This is a genomic window from Hyphomonas sp., assembly GCF_036964145.1.
Taxonomy (GTDB): Bacteria; Pseudomonadota; Alphaproteobacteria; order Caulobacterales; family Hyphomonadaceae; genus Hyphomonas.
This window is the reverse complement of the sequence record NZ_JBALUC010000001.1, coordinates 1,016,290-1,036,440: the sequence shown is the minus strand read 5'-3', so window position 1 is coordinate 1,036,440 and position 20,151 is coordinate 1,016,290. Positions and strand designations below refer to the sequence as shown.

17 protein-coding genes and 2 pseudogenes are annotated in these 20,151 nt (G+C 56.8%); 8 read left to right on the top strand and 11 right to left on the bottom strand.

The window, feature by feature from the left end; translation table 11 throughout:
* Window positions 1-150: 150 nt before the first annotated feature.
* A complete protein-coding gene (locus V7660_RS17235; protein WP_348211727.1) occupies window positions 151-615 on the top strand; it encodes a MarR family winged helix-turn-helix transcriptional regulator in 465 nt (154 codons plus the stop codon).
* A gap of 516 nt (window positions 616-1,131) precedes the next feature.
* Window positions 1,132-3,591, top strand: a complete 2,460-nt coding sequence (locus V7660_RS05095; RefSeq protein ID WP_335602039.1) for a TonB-dependent receptor — start codon at window positions 1,132-1,134, stop codon at window positions 3,589-3,591.
* Between the two features lie 547 nt (window positions 3,592-4,138).
* Here V7660_RS05095 and V7660_RS05090 read toward each other — a convergent pair.
* Window positions 4,139-4,636, bottom strand: a complete 498-nt coding sequence (locus tag V7660_RS05090; protein ID WP_335602038.1) for a MarR family winged helix-turn-helix transcriptional regulator — start codon at window positions 4,634-4,636, stop codon at window positions 4,139-4,141.
* A gap of 76 nt (window positions 4,637-4,712) precedes the next feature.
* Between V7660_RS05090 and V7660_RS05085 the strand changes: the two genes are divergently transcribed.
* The 5 genes from V7660_RS05085 (at window position 4,713) to V7660_RS05065 (ending at window position 8,391) form a co-directional block, all read left to right on the top strand.
* Complete coding sequence (locus V7660_RS05085) at window positions 4,713-5,582, top strand: alpha/beta fold hydrolase (protein WP_335602037.1); 870 nt, start codon at window positions 4,713-4,715, stop codon at window positions 5,580-5,582.
* Complete coding sequence (locus tag V7660_RS05080; protein ID WP_335602036.1) at window positions 5,579-5,998, top strand: PaaI family thioesterase; 420 nt, start codon at window positions 5,579-5,581, stop codon at window positions 5,996-5,998. The genes V7660_RS05085 and V7660_RS05080 overlap by 4 nt, the downstream gene beginning before the upstream one ends.
* Window positions 5,998-6,564, top strand: coding sequence for an efflux RND transporter periplasmic adaptor subunit (locus V7660_RS05075; RefSeq protein ID WP_335602035.1), 567 nt, complete (start codon window positions 5,998-6,000; stop codon window positions 6,562-6,564). The genes V7660_RS05080 and V7660_RS05075 overlap by 1 nt, the downstream gene beginning before the upstream one ends.
* A 66-nt stretch (window positions 6,565-6,630) precedes the next feature.
* On the top strand, window positions 6,631-7,767 hold the full coding sequence (locus V7660_RS05070; RefSeq protein WP_335602034.1) for an IS3 family transposase: 1,137 nt from the start codon (window positions 6,631-6,633) through the stop codon (window positions 7,765-7,767).
* 477 nt (window positions 7,768-8,244) lie between these two features.
* Window positions 8,245-8,391 (top strand): transposase, encoded by a 147-nt coding sequence (locus tag V7660_RS05065; protein ID WP_413839070.1) that lies wholly within the window; start codon window positions 8,245-8,247, stop codon window positions 8,389-8,391.
* Window positions 8,392-8,598: 207 nt separating this feature from the next.
* On the opposite strand, the pseudogene V7660_RS05060 reads toward V7660_RS05065, so the two are convergent.
* Window positions 8,599-9,099, bottom strand: a pseudogene (locus V7660_RS05060) (IS110 family transposase); the annotation flags it as partial.
* Between the two features lie 68 nt (window positions 9,100-9,167).
* Here V7660_RS05060 and V7660_RS05055 point away from each other — a divergent pair.
* Window positions 9,168-9,530 (top strand): annotated as a pseudogene (locus tag V7660_RS05055) (helix-turn-helix domain-containing protein); the annotation flags it as partial.
* A gap of 240 nt (window positions 9,531-9,770) precedes the next feature.
* Here the strand turns inward: V7660_RS05055 and V7660_RS05045 are convergent.
* From V7660_RS05045 to V7660_RS05005, 9 genes are read right to left on the bottom strand one after another with little or no spacing between them, the layout of a single operon-like run.
* Complete coding sequence (locus V7660_RS05045; RefSeq protein WP_335602032.1) at window positions 9,771-10,766, bottom strand: alpha/beta fold hydrolase; 996 nt, start codon at window positions 10,764-10,766, stop codon at window positions 9,771-9,773.
* Window positions 10,763-12,400, bottom strand: a complete 1,638-nt coding sequence (locus V7660_RS05040) for a flavin-containing monooxygenase (RefSeq protein WP_335602031.1) — start codon at window positions 12,398-12,400, stop codon at window positions 10,763-10,765. Before V7660_RS05040 ends, V7660_RS05045 begins: the two co-directional genes overlap by 4 nt.
* Entirely contained in the window at window positions 12,397-14,010 is a 1,614-nt protein-coding gene (locus V7660_RS05035) for an acyl-CoA synthetase (protein WP_335602030.1), read from the bottom strand. The genes V7660_RS05040 and V7660_RS05035 overlap by 4 nt, the downstream gene beginning before the upstream one ends.
* A 57-nt stretch (window positions 14,011-14,067) precedes the next feature.
* Window positions 14,068-15,159, bottom strand: a complete 1,092-nt coding sequence (locus V7660_RS05030; RefSeq protein WP_335602029.1) for an acyl-CoA dehydrogenase family protein — start codon at window positions 15,157-15,159, stop codon at window positions 14,068-14,070.
* Entirely contained in the window at window positions 15,159-16,409 is a 1,251-nt protein-coding gene (locus tag V7660_RS05025) for an acyl-CoA dehydrogenase family protein (protein WP_335602028.1), read from the bottom strand. Before V7660_RS05025 ends, V7660_RS05030 begins: the two co-directional genes overlap by 1 nt.
* A 7-nt stretch (window positions 16,410-16,416) precedes the next feature.
* Window positions 16,417-16,878 (bottom strand): Zn-ribbon domain-containing OB-fold protein, encoded by a 462-nt coding sequence (locus tag V7660_RS05020; RefSeq protein WP_335602027.1) that lies wholly within the window; start codon window positions 16,876-16,878, stop codon window positions 16,417-16,419.
* Window positions 16,875-18,065, bottom strand: a complete 1,191-nt coding sequence (locus tag V7660_RS05015) for a thiolase C-terminal domain-containing protein (RefSeq protein ID WP_335602026.1) — start codon at window positions 18,063-18,065, stop codon at window positions 16,875-16,877. Before V7660_RS05015 ends, V7660_RS05020 begins: the two co-directional genes overlap by 4 nt.
* 24 nt (window positions 18,066-18,089) lie before the next feature.
* Window positions 18,090-19,232: an NAD(P)H-dependent flavin oxidoreductase gene (locus tag V7660_RS05010; protein WP_335602025.1), complete on the bottom strand. Its 1,143-nt coding sequence runs from the start codon at window positions 19,230-19,232 to the stop codon at window positions 18,090-18,092.
* Window positions 19,233-19,276: 44 nt separating this feature from the next.
* A complete protein-coding gene (locus V7660_RS05005; RefSeq protein WP_335602024.1) occupies window positions 19,277-20,017 on the bottom strand; it encodes a FadR/GntR family transcriptional regulator in 741 nt (246 codons plus the stop codon).
* Window positions 20,018-20,151: the final 134 nt, after the last annotated feature.

The following is a 20,151-nucleotide window of genomic DNA, read 5'->3' as shown; positions in this document are numbered from 1 at the left end:
TGTGGCTCTCCGTAGCTTCGCAACCACAGAGAATCACAAGCCGCTGAAATCACACAACTCTTTTTGGATCAGGCTCTGAATATATCGGTTGAGTATCGGACTGAACAAAGTAAGAGTGAACTTTTTACTCTATGACGAGATCTAGTTGGAATGCCCCAAGAGAAAAATCAGAGTTTTGTTGACAATGATTTCTTGCACGATGAGCGAGTTGAGCTGGCGTTTCTGATAAACCGTGTTGCACGCGGGCTTCGGCAACGATTCGATGCGGATATGGCATCTTTGGAACTCACGCGGGCTCAATGGAGAGCGATTCTGTATGTTTTTCGGCTTTCTAACCCTACGCAAACTGAGTTGGCCGAGATACTGGAGCTGGGGCGAGCTTCTGTCGGGTCTCTGATAGACCAGTTGGAGCGACGCGGATATGTGAACCGGATCGCGGACAGCGAGGATCGTCGCGTGTGGCGGGTTGTACCCTCTAGATTGGCAATCTCCCGGCAGTCCGTAATTGATCGGGCTGGAAGACATGCGGCCGCTGAGATATTTGCGGATTTCAACGAGAAAGATCTTAGAAATTTCCGTCGATATCTTGAAAAACTAGTCTCAAGCGCGGAATGAGCTTGGTGTCTCTCGAAGCTCGGGAAGCCGATCGACAACGCGTTCAATGGACGCCTGCGAGCCGAGCGCCTGTCCGCGAACTGGTTCATAGGTCTGCCAGACGCCCCCCCCCGAAAAGCTGGAGTCTTGGTGTAAAGCTACAATACGGCAAGCAGTGCAATCGCGAACATATTCCCGACAGTTCTGATCAATCACGCTGGCGTCAACAGTCCACCAATGTGAACAGGCCGGAAAATTCTAGCCGGTAGTGGTCGAACTTGGATCTCAGAGCACAGTAACGACAGACTTTCCATTCGAGTGCGGAACCAACTGAGTCTCAAGTCTGAGCCTTTATAAACATGTGTCAATGAGATTGCTCCTGGATTGAGCCGACTGAAGCGCGCCCGGTCTGGCGTTTAGATCTATTGTAAATTTGCATCACCCTTCGACGATCTCCGGCAGTGAGTAGAAAGCAATGTTTACAAAGAATAATGTATCGTTCCATACAATCCTGCACAGACATCAGGAGGAAACTAGGTGCATTATTTTAACACGCTGTCTAAGACAACTGCTTCGGTATCTTTGGCGGCATTGCTGCTCGCCGCAGGTGCTCATGCACAAGTTGAAGTGGACGAGCAGGGTACTACATCGACAACCGAAAACGCAGAGACCACACGTCGTCTGGGCGCAATTACAGTTACGGCGCAAAAGCGCGAGCAAAGTCTGCAAGATGTGCCGATCGTTGTGACGGCTTTGTCCGGTGAACTTCTCAGTGATGCGGGCGTTAAGGATATCAAGGATCTGACAGTCGTTACGCCCGGCCTGCTTGTGACTTCGTCGTCAAAGCAAGCAAATACGACGGCGCGTATTCGCGGCATTGGCACGGTAGGAGACAATCCTGGCCTCGAAAGTTCCGTCGGCGTCGTTATCGATGGGGTTCCGCGCGCCAGGAATGGCGTTTCCTTTGGCGATCTCGGCGAAATCGAACGAATCGAGGTACTGAAGGGACCGCAGGGAACCTTGTTTGGCAAGTCGACTTCTGCGGGCGTTATAAATATCATTACCAAGAAACCGTCTGACGAGCTTGAGTCTATCTTCGAGCTCGGGATCGGCAACGAAGGCTTCCTTCGCACCTCTGCAGAAGTTACCGGGCCACTTTCTGAAACTGTGAGCGGTCGCCTTTTTGGGGTCTATGAGGAACGCGGCGGACTTCTCGACGTAAAGACAGGCAATGGACCACGTACCGAAAACGAAACAAGTCAGTATGACTTCTACTCGTTCCGAGGCCAGCTTCTTATTGAACCATCAAGCGACCTCGAAATCCTTCTTTCGGCGGACTATACTGACCGGGAGGAAGATTGTTGCATGGGTGACTATATCGCGGTGGACCCAGCCAGAGGCCCGCTGATTACCCTGTTGGCTGGCGGTGACAGTGCCGCTGCTTTCCCTGTCGATCCGTTCGATCGTGTCGCCTTTGCGAACCGAGACGCCACGCAGACGACCGAAGATTGGGGCGTGTCAGCCAATATCGAGTGGCAGACCGGATTCGGTGAGTTAACGTCCATCACGTCCTATCGCGACTGGGAAAATGGCTCGGGTCAAGACATGGATTTCAGCGCGGCCGATCTATGGTATCGCGATGACGAATCCACCATGGATGCTTTTGCTACATTCAGCCAGGAGTTACGGCTCGCAGGTGCGACCGACAGTATCGACTGGCAGGTGGGGGTCTTCTATGCCAATGAGACTCTTGATCGCACAGATTTCATCACTTACGGCAATGATTACTTTTTCTACTTTCAGCAATTGCTGCTCGGTGCGAGCGGTGGAGCGTTTGATCTCACTGCGCTGCCCGGCTCCATCTACACAGGTGAAGCCAAAGCGACCGAGGATGTTTATAAGCAGGAAGCTGATACATATGCCATTTTCACCAATAATACGTTTAGCTTCACTGACCAGTTCGATCTGACCGTTGGCCTTCGTTATACGGTCGATGAGAAAACGCTGGACTCTGATTTCGATGGAAATGAGGGCAGTTGCTCCACCGCCCTCGCTGTATTCGGGGCCGCAAATGGATTAACCCCAACCCTTTGTCTGCCTTGGGTGAACGACAACTTCGTCGGTGTTAGCTCCTCTCAAGATCGTTCAGACGAGGATCTGTCCGGTACAGTAAAGGGCTCATATCGCTTCAGTGAAAATCTGATGTCGTACGCATCTTACTCCCGTGGTTACAAGGCGGGGGGCTTCAATTTGGATCGCAGTCAGTTCGGACCCGCAGATCCAGCGCCGTTCCAGCCTAACCTTGACACCGGCTTTGATCCTGAAACCGTGGATGCCTATGAGGTCGGCTTCAAAAGCAATAACGCAGCAAATAGTTTGTTCTTCAACGGCGCCGTTTTCTATCAGGAATATAATGACTTTCAGCTAAACACATTCACCGGAACGAGCTTTATCGTGACATCTGTTCCCGCTGTGATTTCAAAGGGCGCAGAGTTTGATTTCCGATATCTGCCTGAAAAGCTTGAAGGACTGACACTTCAGGGGGGGCTCGTTTATGCTGAAACGCAGTACGACGATTTTGAAGCAGTGGACTTTTTTGCGCCCCCGCGTTTGCCAGGAAGCACGATTTCATTTGCCCCCCGCTGGTCAGGTACGTTGGCAGCTACATATGAGACCACTTTTGTCAGTGACTGGGATACGAGATTCAATGTCTCGAGCCGGTACACTTCACGGTACAATACAGGCTCGAACCTCGATCCGCTCAAGGAAGCTGACGACTTGGTCGTGGTCAATGCGAGAATGGGGTTTTACAGCGACAACTCACCGTTCGAGCTCGAGGTTTGGGCGCAGAACCTGTTTGACGAGGACTATTACGAGCTGGCTTTCGATACGCCCCTCCAGGGCGATGCTGCCACGCAAACAGCGCCTGGAACCGCTGTTGGAGCGTTCCTGTCGCCACCTCTGACCTTCGGGGCAACCGCCCGTCTTCGTTTCTGACGTTGATATAAGCGTAACTGACCTTGAGGCGGCCAGGTAGGGTCGTTTAACATTTGAAAGTCAGCGAAATACCGTTAGGTGCTTCGCTGACTTTGCTTAAGACGATTCAGGTCGTCGTTCTGCCGCCGAATGCCGGAGTTGTTCGCTGGTGTTCAGGGCCTTGTCTGCATTCTTGGTGAATACCACTATGAATGCAGACAGTTCCGGGCTTATTGGTGCTGGGATAATTCTGTGAATAATATCCGTAATCGCAGATTGAGACAATGCGCCAGGTCAACTTGTGGGGTGACGCCTAAAGGCGAACCAACATTCTCTTTGTGAGTGATTGTGTTGAAAAAGTCCCCAAGATCGAAAATTACTAATTTTGAACATTTCTCGAAGAATTTTGTTGAGCCATACAGTGACTTATAACGATCCGTATACGGTGTGAACTGCGATTTTTGACTTTTCAGCACAATCTGAGTGGAAAAAGAAGTTTTCGCAGCCCGTTTTGGGGTTACTTGAAAAGCGCGGATACCCAGACTTGATACTTGGCTCACGATCCGCGCTAGCAATTCCCGTCTTTTTCCAGTCGATCGGGAGTTGGAGAGATCAGGTTCTCGCGGAGGGTTGAGAGCAAAGCCATGGCCGCCGATAGATCTCGGTCTTCTATGGAAGCAAAGACTTGCGTCGCAACGCGTTCGGCAGACTGCGCAAAGGCTTCCGCGCGCTGGCTGGCCAACTGGGTTGGCACGATCCGCCAGACGCGCCGGTCATGGGCATCACGCTCACGCGAGACATAGCCCGAGTTCTCGAGCTGATCTATGAGTGCTCCAACTGATGGACGCGCAATATCGAGCGCTTCTGCAAGTGCAGTCTGCGTCGGACCATCCATTTTCAGAACATAAACAAGTACATGCCATTGCGATCGTGTCAGACCAATGGTTTCCATTTCATGATCGAACGCTCCGCGCAAAAGGCGGGTGACCTCGCCAAGAAGGAAACTGAAATCAATCCTTGGATCCTCTTTGATATCTGTCCCGTGCGATCGTGTGGAAACCGCCATCGAATTCTCCGTTTACAAAAATAGTAAGGCAACTTAATAATAGGAAACTTACAAATATCTAAAGTGGAGACACATATTGAGCAACAGTGATGGGTATCTTCACGCAAATAGACTGAAACTGGCGCAGAGTTCGTTCGGTGATCCTGCCGCACCCCCGATAATTTTTGCGCATGGTGGAGGGCAAACCCGCCACGCCTGGAGGGGCGCAGCCAAAGCGCTCGCATTTGAAGGGTATCGCTCAATTGCGTTGGATCTTCGCGGACATGGTGAAAGCGATTGGGCCGCTGACGGAGATTATTCGCTCGAAGCCATAGCGAGAGACCTTATTGAAGTTGGTGAACGCGTGGCAGGTGGGGGCGGGCGGCCGCACATCGTCGGTGCTTCGCTTGGAGGACTTGCAGCCATCGTTGCTGCGGGCGTGCTGTCAAGAAATGCATTTGCGTCTGTTACACTCGTCGACATTGCGCCGAATATGGACGCCGCCGGTGTGGCCAAGGTTGTCGAGTTTATGGGCGCTCACATTGAAGAAGGCTTTGACTCGCTAGAGCAGGCCGCCGATGTGATTGCCACCTATTTACCGAATCGTCCCCGGCCGAAAGATATGGAAGGGCTGCGCAAGAATTTGCGGCAAGATAATGACGGTCGCTGGAGATGGCACTGGGACCCCGCCTTCATCACCGGCGTAATGCGGCGCTCTGCTATTGCCCGCACAGGTGATTTGGAGCAAGCGGTACGAGACATTCGCGTACCGCTTCATCTCATTCGTGGCCGCATGAGCGAGTTGGTTTCGGAAGACTCGGTCACGGCATTTCGATCACTGGCTCCGCAAGCTCACTTCACCGACGTTGCCGGAGCGCGACACATGGTGGCGGGAGACCGGAATGATGTGTTTACCGAAGCTGTTGCGTCCTTCCTGCGTCAGATACGAGAGGAAACCCCTACATGAATACCTCATCGCTTACTCTCGACCAGGTGCAGACTGCGCTTGATGCGGCTCCGTTTCACCGTTGGCTTGGACTCAACGCCGTAAGTCTGGACACCGGAACGATCATGCTGGAAATGCCTTGGCGGGACGAAGTTGTCTCCAATCCACGCACACAATCTGCGCACGGCGGTGTTCTCGCTGCGCTCATCGATCTGACGGGCTTTTATGCCTTGCTGGCCGCAGGAAATATGCCAATCGCGACCGCAGACTTGAGGGTTGATTTTCACAAGCCTGCAACACCTGGAACACTTATTGCGACGGGAAAGATTGTCCGTCTGGGCTCGACGCTCTCAGTCGCCGAAGCCTCGGTTATGAACGCAGACGGAGCCCTGCTTTCGAGCGGACGCGGTGCTTATCAGATGCCAAGGCGTTCATGATGATCCGTCCGGTGATTGCGCTCTGCTTTATGCCTGTTCTGCTCCTGGGTTGCCGAGAGACGGAGCCTGAAGTCCAGGTTGCCGCGCCGGCAGACGATTTGATGTCTGAAGCCGAGACGGCGCTCGTTTTGGTTGAAATTGTATCCGCAGAAACGACCATGTTGGTCGAACCTCTGATAGCTTCTGGGACGATTGCTGCCAAACAGACCAGCGATATTGGCGCGTTGGCAGAAGGGGTCGTCGACCGAATCTTCGTGCGTGTCGGAGACCGCGTCAGTAAGGGCGATCCGCTTTTTCGCACGCGTCAAGTTGATTTTGAACGGAGGCTTCTCGAGGCTGAAGCTATGCAAGATGTTGCTGCGGCTGAAGTTGACCGCGCCCAAACGCTCGTGAACCGGTACGCGCCGCTCGCTCCCGAAGGTGTGGTTGCCGAGGTGGTCTTTGATGACGCCAAAACCGGACTATTAGTGGCGAAAGCCAATTTGCGTCTCAGGCAGACGGAAGTGGAAACCGCAAACCAAATGCTCACAGATACGATCGTGCGGGCGCCGTTTGATGTGACGTGACCGGGTAAAAGTGGTCCGGCAAGTGTGTTAGTTTTCCAGCGGATTTCCTGAAGGAGGAAGTTCGATATGAAGAAGAAGCGCTATTCCACAGAACAGATCGTATCGGCTCTCAAGCAGGCTGAGATGGGGATGCCTGTGGCCGACTTGGTCCGCCAGATGGGCATCACCGAGCAGACGTATTATCGATGGAAGAAGAAGTATGGTGGCCTTGAGTCCGAACAGGTCCGCGAGCTGAAGCAGGTTCTCGACGAGAACACGCGGCTGAAGGTGATCGTATACGATCACGGTCGCCGAGCTCAGCTTGGACAAGGCGGTCCTTCAGGACGTGCTTTCAAAAAAGTTCCGCGGCCATCGCTCATGAAACAGGTTGTTGATTACGTGACGCAGACGCACGGCTACAGCCAGCGAAAGGCCTGCAGTCTGACGCGCCAACATCGCTCAACGCAACGCAAGCCGCTCCGGACGGATCCGCTGACCGAGCTGCGCCAGCGCATGCATGAGATTGTGGCGACCCGGATCCGGTTCGGCTATCGGCGCGTCCATATCATGCTGAAGCGTGAGGGCTGGCAGGTTGGCAAGCACATCGTCTATCGGCTTTACCGTGAAGAAGGCCTGTGTTTGCGGGCAAAACGGCCCCGCAGGCGGAAGATGGCGGTTCATCGGCAAGCGCGCTGTCAGCCCTCAGGACTGAACCAGGCATGGAGCCTGGACTTCGCCCATGACCAGCTGTCCTCCGGCGCAAAGATCCGCTTACTGACAGTGATTGATGTTTACTCCCGCGAGTGCCTGGCGATAGAAGTCGGATCACGCCTGAGGGGCGACGATGTGGCCAGGATCCTGAACCGGCTGGTCTATTTACGCGGCGCCCCGAAGGCGCTTTTTACCGACAATGGCGCCGAGTTCACCGGTCATATTGTTGATCTTTGGGCGTATCATCACAAGGTCAAAATGGACTTCTCACGCCCCGGCACCCCAACGGACAATGCACACATCGAGTCCTTCAATGGATCGCTCCGGGACGAGTGCCTGAACATCAACTGGTTCGCCTCCCTGGCCGAGGCAAAGCGGCTGATCGAGGCGTGGCGACGCGACTACAATGAGAGCCGACCTCACATGGCTCACAATGGGCAATCTCCCGCCGAGTTTGCCCGCAACGCCGGCCTATGCCATGGTGGCAAGGTCAAAATCGCTGCTGGATTTTAACACCAAGGCCGGACCACCAGAGCCAAGCACTTCATCTGAAGCCGGAACTAACTCAAATAATGGACCACTTTCGTGGGGGCAGACCACATTGAATATGAATGTCGCCGACTTCGTCGAGCAACGAATGAAGGAATAAGAGTTAATACAAGATGGCCGGACCGAATAGTATTTCGCCACCCAAAACAGCCGGGTCTAGCGTATTCAATTTGGACACTGCTGCGACGCCCGACAATTACGCAAAAGCTTGTCTGATAGCGGCTATGAGAAATGACTTGGTGAATGACGTGTCCGATATTCTCCAAACAACAGGTCACCAGGCAGTTGGACAAGCGCGAGGCGTCACGTGCATCGATCATTCTGCAGCAAGCACGACGTCAAAAGCGGTAAAAAAGAGCCTGACCTGCTTCCGTAAAACTGAACCATTCGATTTGGGAAAATTCTCGTTTAGCATGATGTGCTGCGGAGCGAGGATGACAGATGAGGAAGTCAAAATTTACGGATGCGCAGATCGCGTTCATTCTGCGCCTGACGGAGGAAGGCACGAAGGTTGAGGAGGCTTGCCGGAAGGCCGGGATCTCTCAGCAAACCTTTTACCTCTATGGACGGCTCTCCTGTTGCAAGTGAAACGTTGAATTGGCTGCATAGATCCGTTGCAAACATCTATCCGGCGTCAGCTGGCCTCTCGGTCAGAGCGCCCAAATGGGGTATCCGCATGCGCACGCCTCTACAGCTGGTAGGCCTCAAAGGCCGCGATAAAAGTCAGGCTCGTTGCGCACCGGTTCGATCCCGGCAGTCCATTTCCTCGTCATCTTGCAATCGGCATTGAAGTCTTCAGGCGCAGGCGCGGTAAGGTTCACCGGTTCGAAGCACGGCCCAGATAATCCCCGCATTCTTGTTAGCAACGGCAACCGTTGCCCGGTTGTAGCCGCGTCGCTCCCGAAGTTCGTTGACCCATTTGATGAGCGGGTCTGTCTTGTTGGGGGCAGTCCGGACCACTGCCCTGGCGCCATGTACGAGTAGAGTTCTCAGGTGCTGGCTGCCACGCTTGGAAATGCTCAGCATAGTTCGTTTGTCTCCGCTGGAATGCTGGCGCGGCACGAGCCCAAGCCAGGCGGCCAAATGCCTGCCATTCCGGAACTCCTTACCATCGCCGATAGCGGCAACAATCGCCGTTGCCGTCTTCGGTCCAACGCCCTTGATCCTGACGATCCGTTGGCAGGTTGGGCTCTCCTTGAAAACCTTAGCGATCTTCTTGTCAAAAGAAGCAATCCTACGATCCAGGTCGCAAAACAGGTCCCAGAGTTCTTCGATAGCATCGCGCGCCATGGAGCTCTTGTAGACATGAACGATTCAGTGAGACACTTTTTGCAACTCGATAGGAGTGAAGAAAAGTGCCTTATATTACTGACGAAGATCGAGAGGTCCGGCGAAAATTGAAAGTTCTGGATTACGCCAAGCAGATCGGAGATGTTAGCAAGACCTGCCGATACTTTGGGATCGGTCGGGCGAGTTTTTATCGATGGAAGAAGGCGTTTGAACAGTCGGGCGAAGCTGGGCTTGTTCCGAAGCGATCAGGGCCGCACAATCATCCCAATAAAACGCCCAAGGAGGTCGAGGACAAGGTTCTGTATTTGCGCAAAACCTATCATCTCGGTCCGGAGCGGATCGTTTGGTACCTGGCCCGCTACCATGAGATCAAGGTGTCTGTAGCAGGTGTTTACAGGATCCTGCGACGTAATCATCTGAACCGCCTTCCTAAGGGCGTCTGCGTCGAATGCGCATCTTGCCGATGTCGCCGGGGCACGCAAATTCATCGTGGAAGACCGTGGTGATGTATTCACTGACGCGGTTGTGGCTTTTCAGCGTCAAGTACGTGGGGGACTACTTCATGAACGCTTGAACTCTGGGTCTTCGAGACTTGGAGAACAGGTGAGTTATCCATCCAGAAGAATCTGTTCGTCATGAGTTGAGCCAACCTGATACATGGCGCTTCGAAGCTTTGTTCAGCGGCATGAGGGGCCGGTCTCCTTATTCTCCCAGAGGTGCAGGATGCTCAGGAGTGCGGTCACGAAAGCCAATGGTTGGTCGAGCATTAAATGGTGGCGCGCCTCAGGTACGGCGACTATCGGAATGTCACCGCCCCCCAGCTCGCGGATGTAGTTAGCCGAGTCCCTGGTAAAGAGCTGACTCTTTCCGCCATGAACGATGACCTTGCGACCCGGCGCATTCACAAGTCGCTGGCCGATAGTGAGCCAGTCCTCCGCCTTATTGCTGCGTCGGAATACCTCGGGTGAGAATTTCCATGTCCAATCGTCTCCGTCGCGCCGCATAGAATGATACGCCATGTAATCTAGGAGGAACGGCTCGCCGACCGGTTGGGGCGGGGATAGGATGTATCTTTCACGCGCCTCTTCATAGCTCATATAGCACCGCTTAGGCTTGTCAGGATCACCTGATCCCGGGCTGGAGCGGCGATGGTTCCAGTATTGCTCCAAGTGCTCGGCTCGCATGACCATCAGATCGCAAATCACAACACCGGAAAACCGATCGGGCGACTGCGCCACGGCAGTGAGCGCTGCGCCAGCACCGAAACTGTGCGCGATGATGGTGGGTTTGTGGCCATCTGCAAACAGATCGAGTGCCTCGGCAATCTCATCAAACTCTCGCCCCCTTGCCGCGGGATCGGCTTGCCCGCGCATCTCCGTGTCGCCCATGCCGGCGAGATCGAACGCCACCACGTCGTAATCTTCCGCGAGAAACGGAGCGATGAAGGCAAAGCAACGGGCGTGGGAGAGAAAGCCATGTGTCATAAGCACTTTCGGCTTAGCCCGGTCGCCCCAACGAAAGTAGTGCGCTTTAGCGCTGTCGATCTCTACATAGCCTTCTTCGCGCGGCACCATCAGGGCCGACACAAACCATTCCGGCAGATGCGAACCATCGCCTGCCCAGACAGGATTAATATCTTCGGGATAATCTCTAACTTTGGTCAAAATATTCATTTCCTCATCTGTTCGTTGTTGGTGGGTTGGTCGATCATGAAGCCGCGATATCCCTCGTTCGCTACGTTTTCGCAGAGTGCGACATATCCAGACACGCTCGGAAAATTGATCAGTTGACGCTTCCTGCCCGGGATATTTGCGCCCATGTACCAAGAATTGGCTTCGGGAAAGAGTGTCATTGCGCCAGTTTGAGCAACCATTTCGGTCCAGCCCGTTTCAGCTGCCGGATCGGCTTCGAAAAGATCGACACCATTTTCCCGCATCCAGACCAGAAAGTCGCAGATCCAGTCACCCTGTATCTCTGCGCTGGTCGGGCCGTTTGAGAAACCCGACGGGCTGAGTGGCCCGTATGCGAACAGCATATTGGGAAAACCCGCTACTGCCATGCCCAGATAGGCGCGTACTCTGTCTTCCCACGCATGGGAAAGTGATAGGCTGTTCGTCCCCGTGATGTTCATATCGATCAGCCCGCCGCGCCCGGCATCGAAGCCGGTGGCGAAAACGATGAGGTCGCATTCCATCTCGCCGTCATCGGTCTCGATCGCGTGCGGCTTGACCCGGATGATCGGAGTTGCCTTGAGATCGACCAGCGCGACATTCTCCTGCGCGAAAATCTCGTAGTATCCCTGCTCGAGCGAAGGTCTCTTCGTGCCGAATGGATGCGGCGGTTCGGAAGGCGCGAGCAGCTCAACAAGGTTGGGGTTGACAATCCTTGCGCGAACCTTGTCGCGCCAGAAATCATAGGCGTGGCGGTTAGCTTCGAGATTGATAAGCAGGTCGGCGAAATTGTGATACCAGAACCTGAGGCCACCCTGTTGCCACAGATCTTCAAAGTGCGCGGTGCGCGCTTTCTCGTCAACTTCGAGCGCCGATACGTCTAGCGATTGGCATTCGAACCCTCCGCTCGTCTGCTTGCGCGTTTCGAAGATAGCAGCATAGCCCTTCTTGTCCCGTTCCTGGTCTTCTTCCGAAAGCTTCTTCTGCTGCATAGGCAGCGCCAGGATTGGTGTTCTTTGATAGAGGGTCAGCTTCGATGCGGACTTGGCCGCTTCTTGCGCGACTTGCACACCGCTTGCACCGGTGCCGATCAAGGCAACCTTACGTCCGCTGAGATCGACACCCTGCTGCGGCCAGCGCGCCGTGTGAAACCATTGGCCTTCGAAATCCTCAAGGCCGGGAAAATTGGGGACATACGGCTTTGATGCGAAACCAAGAGCGGGCAACAGGAACCGTGTCGAAACAGTTTTGTCGCTGTCGAGTTGCAGACGCCATTGCTTCGTCTCCTTCTCGTAGTGCGCGCCTCTGACCCCTGACCCCAAGCGCATCATGGGCCACAGGTCGAGCGTATCGCAAACATGCCGGAAATACGCTCTGAGCTCTTCCCAACCGGGAAATCGCTCGCTCCAGGCCCATGATTTCCACACTTCAGGTATCGAGAACTCGTAAAGCGGAACCTGTGAATCCACTCGTGCGCCTGGATAGCAATTCCAGTACCAGATGCCGCCGGGCTGGGCCGCAGCATCCACCAGCAACACGTTGAACCCAGCGTCACGCAACTTGTGGAGCAGGTAGATCCCGCTGAAGCCGGCACCGACGATTACAGCGTCGTAATCGGGAGAAACCCGATTGCTCACGATGCAACCGTCAAACGTTCGGCGATTGCTTTCGCCGTTGCATAGTCGGCCTTGCCGTTGGATGCACGCAGGGGTTTTTCCGTCGGATGTATGGCCTTGGGCGTTTTGTATCCTGCCAGCTGATCGCGCACATGGTCCTTGACGGCTTGCTCGTCGAACGGGACGTCGTGGTTGAGGTGGACGACGGCGGTGACGGCCTGGCCCCATTTTTCGTCCGTTACACCTACGACCAGCGCTTCACCGATGGCGGGATGGGTCTTGAGCACTTCCTCGACTTCTTCTGGGTATACCTTCTCGCCAGCAGTGTTGATGCATACGCTGCCGCGGCCTAGCAGGGTAAGGCTTCCATCGGCCTCTACCCGGCACCAGTCCCCCGGAATCGAATAACGCACGCCATCGATTGTGCGGAATGTCTTGGCGGATTTTTCGGGATCTTTGTAGTATCCCATGGGGATGGCCCCCTTGCGGGCGATAAAGCCAGGCACGCCGCTTCCTGGTTCGACTTTCTGATCGTTTTCGTCGAAGACATCGCAGAATTCGCCAATCCCGAATTTCGCGGTGTTCGTACCGCCCTGTGCAGTCGTGACGGAGAGGCCGAAGCCGAGCCCTTCGGAGGCGCCGAAACTATCCATCAGCACGACCTGGGGAATGTGCTTGCATAGACCGGCCTTAATCTCCTTGCTCCACATCACGCCGGACGACATGATGGAGACGAGGCTCCTGGTATCCCAGCGCCCCGCGCTTTCTTCGAGCGCGCGAAGCATTGGCTTAGCAAAGGCGTCGCCCACAATTGCGATGCTTTCCACCTGGTGCTTTTCGACCGTTTCCCACAATTCTGAAGCTTCGAAGGAAGGGGCCGTCAGCGTGACGATCGCGCCGCCCGACATGAGCGCACCTATCGCGGTGATGAAGCCCGTCCCGTGCATGAGCGGGCAGGAGGAGAGAGTGCGCCTGCCGGGCCCCTCTTTCTCGATCAGCGCAACATTTTCTTCCAGCGTCTGCGGAACCGGGCCCAGTAACTTCTGCGCGTCCAGCTGGGCCCTGCGCATGTCGTCGTGCCGCCACATCACGCCTTTCGGCATCCCGGTCGTGCCGCCGGTATAGATGAAGAGCAAATCGTCGGGTGAGCGTTCGATGCCGAGCGCCGATCCGTCCCCTTTTCCCGCCAGCGTCTCATAGGGACTCGCAAAAGACGCGATTTCGGAAGGGTCGCCAATTTCGACGAAAGTGTGAACCTTCCCGAGCCTATCCTTGAGTTCGACGATACATTCGCGAAACTCCGAACTGTAAACAATCACTTCGCTGTCAGAATCTTGGAAAATGTAGAAAACTTCTTCGGCGCGGTAGCGGTAATTGATGTTCACATGGGTCAAGCGCCCCTTAAAACAAGCCGCCATCAGCTCGCCATATTCGGGGCGGTTGCGCATGTAGAAGGCCACCTTGGCACCATCGCACGCTCCGCGTTGACGCAACGCGCGCGCGATATTATTCGAGCGCGCGGACATTTCGGGCCAAGTGACGATCCGGTCGCCGTGTATCAGCGCCGGAGCGTCCTGAGGCATGGCGGGCTCGACTGCGTCGAGAATGTCACCGAGGTTCCAGTCGATCATGTTCCTTCTCCCTTCCGGACGGGGCAGCCAGTCTCGCAGGCCCCCGCAATGAGTGTGTTACGCGGCCTTGATCCAGCCTTGCAGTGCTGCCGCCTCGGCCCGCACCGTTTCGGGTCCTCCAAGCACCTGCCGGTCGAATCCAATGCGTTTGAACCAGTAATGCAGACCGATCAGGTCCGTGAATCCCATCCCCCCATGCACTTCGGTGGAAGTGCGGGCGACAAAGCGATGGACTTCGCCGGTGTTTGATTTCGCGTGGCAGGCGACGAGCGATGCCTCTTTCGGAACTGCGTCAAAGGCGTGGGCGGCGTACCAGACGAGCGAACGGCACGGTTCATGCCGCGCGGCCATCTCGGCGCACATGTGCTTTACGGCCTGGAAACTGCCGATAAGGCGACCAAACTGTTCGCGCTGGCCAGCATAATCGACAGCCTTTTCGATCATGGCCTGACCTGCGCCAAGACTGTCGGCGGCGAGGATCACACGCCCCGCAGCGCGCAGCCGGGCCACTGTAGCTCCCCCATCATCAGCCAGTGGTTCCGCTTCGGCCCCGTCAAACCGCAATTCCCCGACGCTGCGCGTCCGATCGATGGTCGTCAGCGCGATAGCCTTCAGGCCCGACGCCTTGGCACCGACAAGGTGCAGCCTGCCACCGGAATCAGCGACGATGAAGGCATCGGCTCCTTCGAAATCGAGTGCGAACAGGGCGGTGCCGTTGAGCTTCCCGGCAGCAGAGGAAACCCCCGCGCCGTCGCGCACCTCGATTGTCTCGGAAATCGCGACACCGATGCGCGCCTCGCCGCTCGCGATCTTTGGCAGCCAGTGGGCCTTTTGCTCCTCGCTGCCTGCCTCGCTCAGCGTGATAGGCGCCAGAACATGACTGGCGAGAAAAGGTACTGGCGCGACCGCATAGGCGAGCTGTTCCGCAACTATGGCAGCGTCGAGAAGGGGCATGCCGAGGCCGCCATGCTCTTCCGGTACCAGCATCCCGGGAATTCCCAGGTTCTGGACGGCGCGGAGCACTTTGTCGCTAAGCGGATTGTCACGCTCGGCACATTCGCGGACATGATCGAGCGGGCAGGTATCCGCAAGACACCGCGCAACCGCATCGCGCAGCATCTGCTGGTCCTGAGAAAGTCCGAAATCCATTAGGCTGATCCCTGTTTGTGACGCGGCATGTCTGCGGTTGCTTTCGCCGTATCCGAAACCTTCGCCAGCTTCGGTTCGCGCGGCATTTCGAGGCCACGTTCAGCGATGATGTTCTTCTGGATCTGGGCGGTGCCGCCGCCGATGATGAGACCGAGCTGGAACATATAGTTCCATTGCCACGCCCCCCCTTCCCGCTCACGCGGGCTGTGGTGATAGAGAATGCCCAGTTCGCCCATGGCGTCGATTGCCAGCGCGGATATCTGGTGAGCGAGTTCGCAGCTTTGCAACTTGACGATCAGTTTCGCCATGCCGCCCGGCTCACCCCTGAGGCTGTTCGAAAGGATCCGCATCCCATTGTATTTCATCGCCGCCACTTCGGCCTGAAGTGCCACCAGCCGATCGCGCACTACCGGATTGTCGATCGCGCGACCCTGGCCCAAACGCTCTTCCTGCATCAGCGCGATCAGTGCCTGTAGCCGGTTTTCAAGCGCGTCGGGATCGCCCAGCATTCCGCGCTCATGGCCAAGAGTTGCGTTCGCCACGAACCAGCCCTGGCCCCGCTGGCCGACGATCTGGTGTATGGGGACCCGGACATCGGTAAAGAACACTTCGTTGAATTCGGCATGACCGGTCATCGTCTTCAAGGGGCGAACCTCGATGCCCGGCGCGTCCATCGAAAAGATCAGGTAGGAAATGCCGCCATGCTTGGGCGCGTCAGGTTCGGTCCTGACCAAGCAGAAGCTCATGTCGGCCTGCTTGGCGGTGCTGGTCCAAATCTTCTGGCCATTGACAACAAATTCGCCGTTCTCGATGTGGGCGCTGGTCTTGAGATTGGCGAGGTCCGACCCGGCACCGGGTTCGGAATAGCCTTGGCACCAGACGACCTCGCCTTTCAACGTGGGTTCGATCCAGCGATGCTTCTGCTCCTCGGTGCCGAGTTCGAGCAAAGTCGGGACGAGCATCGAGATACCTTGGTTCGCGAGCCCGCCCGGCACCCCGGCCCGTGAAAACTCTTCGGAGATAATGCGCGATTTGAGGATGTCCGGCTCGGCTCCGTAACCGCCGTACTCCGCCGGGATCGTGCGGGCTGCGTACCCTTGCTCGATCAGCAGTTTTTGCCATTGGACAGCTTTGGATGAGGGGCGGGCCGCCCGAGCCGCAGACGGTGGCGCAAGATGGCCATGCGCTTCGATGAAATCGCGCACCTGTTTGCGGAACGCGTCGTATTCGGGTCCGTAATCGAGATCCATGTCGCTTCTATTCTTTGCGGGGACGGAAAACTGGCAGGCGGAAGTCGTCCCCGATCGGTTCGAATTTCAATTCCAGGGGAAGGTCGAGCTTGAGGCTGTCGCGGTCACATTCGATCAGGCGAGTGGCCATGCGTACGCCCTCTTCCAGTTCAACCACCGCAGCCACGAAGGGGATGTCGGCGGCAAACGCCGGGTGCAGGGCCTGGTGGGTGACGGTCCAGGAAAAAAGCGTACCCTTCCCGCTGCTGCGCTCCCACGAAAATTCCGGTGAGCCACACTTTGCGCACATATAGCGCGGCAGGTGGCGGAAGGTGCCGCAATCGCCGCAACACTGGAAATAGAGATGGCCGTCCTGACACCGATTCCAGAATTCCTGCTCAACCGGGTCTTGCGGGCGCGGTCGCGGCTTGGGTGGCACCATCTGCGCGGACGGCCGCATTTGGGGGGGCAGATCGCTTTCTCTGCTCATGCAAACCTCCTGAGAATGGCGATGCTGCCGTCGCCGAGGTCGCCCCAACCGGTCACGAGGCCGGTCTGGGCTCCCGGCACCTGGCGCTCGCCGCAGTCGTGACGAAGCTGACGCACTGCCTCGACCACGTGGTTGAGGCCCCAGACATGCGCCTCACTGAGCAAGCCGCCATGGGTGTTGATCGGAAAGCGGCCACCCAGCTCAATCTGGCCGTTGGCGACGAATTCGGCCTGTCCGCCTGGTTCGCAATACCCCATCGCTTCCAGTTGCAGTAAGACGACATAGGTAAAGCAATCGTAGATCTGCAGGAAATCCATGTCTTCGCGCTTGACGCCAGCCATATCGAAAGCGCGCGAGGCGGCATAGCTAAGGCCGATCTTGAAGGGATCGGGCCGCGACGGGATGTCGTCGGCGGGATAGGGGTGGCCCTCCGCGGCACCGGCGATGCTGACGGGCACATGGGGCATATCCCTGGCCCGATCCATTCGCGATATGACAACCGCGCAGGCCCCATCGGTTTCAAGGCAGCAATCGTAAAGGCGGAACGGCTCGGATATCCAGCGCGCTGAATGATAGGTTTCCGCGTCGAGTGCGCGCCCATAGGTAAAGGCGCGCGGATTCAACTGCGCGTGACGACGGCAGGCCAGCGCGACGGCCGCCATCGCATCCGCACCCACGCCGTAAAGTTTCGAGTGGCGGGTCGCCAGCCAAGCATACATCTGCACCGGCAGGAACACACCATAGGGGATGTAATAGCCCTGGATGGTATTGGTCAGCGTGTTCATGTTCATCGCCCGAGTGGGCGGGGCACCCGGCTTGGACCTGAGGGCGGAGTAGCCGTTCCAACCGAGCGTGACCAGCACGTGATCGCAAAGCCCGCTGGCAATCGCCATCGCAGCGTTCTGCAGCGCCGTCGTCGGGCTGGCGCCACCCATGTGAACGGTGGCCGCATAACGCAGCACATCAATGCCGAGATTGGCGGCCATTTCCTCCGAGGTCGTATAAATCGGCGGCGGCACCATGCCGTCGATATCGGAAGGTTTCAGGCCGGCATCCGCGATGGCGCGGCGCGAGGCTTCCAGCATCATGTCCACTGCAGTCCGTTCGGTGCCCTTCACGAATACGGTTTCGCCCACACCGGTTATGGCGGCCTTGTCGGCAAAGGATAAGGTCTGTGAAGCGTTCATACCGCGTCCCCGTCTTGCCGGAATTCAGGAATAGAATCTGGCATCAGCCAGCGCCCTTTCGGCCCCGTCGACAAGATCGCGCATGACCTCTGCCGCTGGACGGATCGAATGGATCAGACCGATTCCCTGCCCCGCGAAGCCGGGCATGATATCCTTGCGCTGAGCCTTGATGCCCGAAGCCATGACCGGCCCTGAAATCATCGACTGGTAAGGCATGGGAAGCGGCTCCTTGCCCGCCGCAACCCAGGCATCGGCCCATTTGTTGCGGATCATGCGCGCGGGCTTGCCGGTCAACGAGCGGCTGACGATGGTATCTGCATCGCCGCCGTCGGTTATTGCTTCCTTCTGGAACCGTTCGATACCTGCTTCATCGGTTGCCAGAAACGCCGTGCCGACCCACGCGCCCAGAGCGCCCAGCATCATCGCTGCGGCGACTCCGCGGCCATCGGAGATTCCACCCGCTCCGATCACTGGAACCCGGTCCCCCACCGCATCGACCACTTGCGGAATCAGCGAGAAGGTTCCGATCGGGGAGTTGTGTCCGCCGCCATCGTGACCTTGCGCAACAATCATGTCGATACCGGAATCGACCACCTGTTGGGCATGTTTGACCTTGCCGATCACCGCCATGACCTTGGTGCCATTCGAATGAAGGCGGTCCATCCACGGCCCGGGATTGCCGAGGCCGGCGGCATAGACTGGCACCTTTTCCTCGATTACAACTTCCATCTGCGCCTCGAAAAACTCCCGCGAGAACAACTGCGGCCCGCCCTTGCCCATTTCCGGCGCGCCAGCCGCGCGCATGGCCATTGCGGCATCTACTTCGGGCAGATCCTCGCGTTCCATGAAATCGCGGGTGAACTGCTGGTATTCGCCGAGCAATGCCATCGGGTTTTCGGGCACGGCGCCGCTTTGCGGGGCCGAACCGCGCCTGACGGAGGCAGGCAGAAGGGTATCGACCCCAAACGGCTTGTCGGTCAGCTCGCGGGTCTGGCGGATCCAGCTACGCAACTGGTCCGGCGAGCAGGCCGCAGCGCCAAGAACGCCAAGCCCCCCCGCATTCGATACTGCAGCCGCGAGCGCGGGGACACTGGCCCCGCCCATCCCGGCCAGAAGGATCGGGTACTCGATCCCGAGAATTTCGCAAATGTGGCTCTTGAGTGCCATCGTGTTACCTTCTCCAAATTGCGCCATCCACGGGCACCTGTTTTTTACGTCGACCCCCACTTGACCTTCTGGGACACAAGCTCAGGGCTTCTTTCTGCGAGATAGGAGGCGGAGCCCGCCACGAGACGAGCCATCGCCTGCCGAGCTCCTTCGGCATCGCCCTTGCGCACAGCTTCAAGGACGCGGCGCAAGAAGCGCAACTGGACCGCACGCTCTTGCGCCGAATACCCCAGCGAGAGCGAAAATTCGCGGGTAAGCATGTGCAACGCGGAAGTCAGAAGGCCGAAAAGCGGATTGCCGCTGGCCCAGCCCAGCATATCGTGAAAACGGCGATTCAGTTCCTCGAACTGGCTGCTGGCTTCGTTTCGCTCCAGCTCTTTGAGGCAATCGGCAAGTGCGCTCAGATCACCCGTCGTCGCGCGCTGAGCGGCATAGGCTGCAACATCCGGCGCTATGGCTTCGCGCAATTCGAGCAAGCCCCTGAGGTCTGCTTCCATGAATTGCAGGATGAGAGAAAGACTATTCGCAAAATCGCCGGCCTGGGGGCGCGCGACCACCGGGCCGCCACTACGGCCCAGTTGAAGATGGATTACGCCCTGAAGCTCAAGGAAGCGGAGCGCTTCGCGCAAAGTCGCTCGAGCGACATCGTATCGCGCAAGCATTTCGTCCTCGCGCGCCAACCTGTCGCCCGCAACATGCGCCCCGGCTTCGATATCGCGTACAATGTCTTGCGCAAGCGTGAGCGCACGCTTGGCTTTCCTGGAATCATCGACCTTCGGTTGCATCTCCGGGAATCGCTCCTCTGATAAAGTCTTATAAGGGTTCATCAGACGATATGTCTAGATGTCCAGAGCTTTCTTATGAAATATACTGTTTGACCGGATTTTGCAATAATCCTTATAAGCTTTATTGACTTCGG

What these genes read in the sequence shown, in the direction of transcription:
- V7660_RS17235 (WP_348211727.1), top strand. Translation starts at nt 151, where the DNA reads ATGCCCCAAGAGAAAAATCAGAGTTTTGTTGACAATGATTTCTTGCAC.
- V7660_RS05090 (WP_335602038.1), bottom strand. Translation starts at nt 4,636, where the DNA reads ATGGCGGTTTCCACACGATCGCACGGGACAGATATCAAAGAGGATCCA.
- V7660_RS05080 (WP_335602036.1), top strand. Translation starts at nt 5,579, where the DNA reads ATGAATACCTCATCGCTTACTCTCGACCAGGTGCAGACTGCGCTTGAT.
- V7660_RS05075 (WP_335602035.1), top strand. Translation starts at nt 5,998, where the DNA reads ATGATCCGTCCGGTGATTGCGCTCTGCTTTATGCCTGTTCTGCTCCTG.
- V7660_RS05070 (WP_335602034.1), top strand. Translation starts at nt 6,631, where the DNA reads ATGAAGAAGAAGCGCTATTCCACAGAACAGATCGTATCGGCTCTCAAG.
- V7660_RS05065 (WP_413839070.1), top strand. Translation starts at nt 8,245, where the DNA reads ATGAGGAAGTCAAAATTTACGGATGCGCAGATCGCGTTCATTCTGCGC.
- V7660_RS05045 (WP_335602032.1), bottom strand. Translation starts at nt 10,766, where the DNA reads ATGAATATTTTGACCAAAGTTAGAGATTATCCCGAAGATATTAATCCT.
- V7660_RS05035 (WP_335602030.1), bottom strand. Translation starts at nt 14,010, where the DNA reads ATGATCGACTGGAACCTCGGTGACATTCTCGACGCAGTCGAGCCCGCC.
- V7660_RS05030 (WP_335602029.1), bottom strand. Translation starts at nt 15,159, where the DNA reads ATGGATTTCGGACTTTCTCAGGACCAGCAGATGCTGCGCGATGCGGTT.
- V7660_RS05025 (WP_335602028.1), bottom strand. Translation starts at nt 16,409, where the DNA reads ATGGATCTCGATTACGGACCCGAATACGACGCGTTCCGCAAACAGGTG.
- V7660_RS05020 (WP_335602027.1), bottom strand. Translation starts at nt 16,878, where the DNA reads ATGAGCAGAGAAAGCGATCTGCCCCCCCAAATGCGGCCGTCCGCGCAG.
- V7660_RS05015 (WP_335602026.1), bottom strand. Translation starts at nt 18,065, where the DNA reads ATGAACGCTTCACAGACCTTATCCTTTGCCGACAAGGCCGCCATAACC.
- V7660_RS05010 (WP_335602025.1), bottom strand. Translation starts at nt 19,232, where the DNA reads ATGGCACTCAAGAGCCACATTTGCGAAATTCTCGGGATCGAGTACCCG.
- V7660_RS05005 (WP_335602024.1), bottom strand. Translation starts at nt 20,017, where the DNA reads ATGCAACCGAAGGTCGATGATTCCAGGAAAGCCAAGCGTGCGCTCACG.